The 703-nt window shown below is 32.4% G+C and carries 1 protein-coding gene; it reads left to right on the forward strand.

All coding sequences use genetic code 11. The features are described from left to right. Positions 1-207: 207 nt before the first annotated feature. A complete protein-coding gene (locus KPL38_RS19435) occupies positions 208-396 on the forward strand; it encodes a hypothetical protein (RefSeq protein WP_216290771.1) in 189 nt (62 codons plus the stop codon). Positions 397-703 lie beyond the last annotated feature (307 nt).

Below are 703 nucleotides of genomic sequence, written 5' to 3' on the forward strand. Positions count from 1 at the left end.
TAATTATTTTGAAAAAATTCTATTTTTGCCCATATTACAACTTCCATTTATAAAATAATGATAGCCATCATCATTTGGAATATGTTTCAATTCTTAGGTTGATGGCTATGGCCTGTTGACACGACCCCGTTGTAAAATCTGGAAGCAGTGCGTACAGGTTTTACTTTCTAACTTATATTATTAGGATATATTAAACTACACGTCTACATGTATGTTGAATTACAAAAGGTTGGAGTAAAGGTTGTTGGTACAGGAGTATCACCAAGTGCAACTTTTATTGACACGTCAACAACAGCTACATTAGAAGCAGGAGCACAGGTTTTAACAGTGTTTGGCGCACCTGGTGAATCTACTAACCTTTTATTTAATAGAATTACAATTACTCCAATTCAATAGTAAGTATACACTTATAGATTTTCAAGTATAAATAACCTTGATACAAAAGGAAAATTAATGTAATAAAGAAAAAAAATAAAGACGGTTTAGGAGCAACTGTCTTTATCTTTTTTTTGAGGCTTAATCAGAAGTCTATTAAATTAAAGTCTACGTTTGTGGTTCTACATTATATAATCTCTACAAAGCTTATTTTAAAAGTAAGCGTCAAATAGCCCACACCTTAACGTAAGGTATGAGCTATGATATTATTTCTTTAGCGGCTTTCTGCAGCTATTCGGTAAATCCTTGGACCATGGAAGAAGCACAT

Origin of the sequence: Clostridium psychrophilum, from assembly GCF_018861705.1 — a bacterium.
In the GTDB taxonomy this organism is placed as follows: Bacteria; Bacillota; Clostridia; order Clostridiales; family Clostridiaceae; genus Clostridium_AD; species Clostridium_AD psychrophilum.

Coding starts and splice junctions, on each gene's coding strand:
- KPL38_RS19435 (WP_216290771.1), top strand. CDS start 208: ATGTATGTTGAATTACAAAAGGTTGGAGTAAAGGTTGTTGGTACAGGA.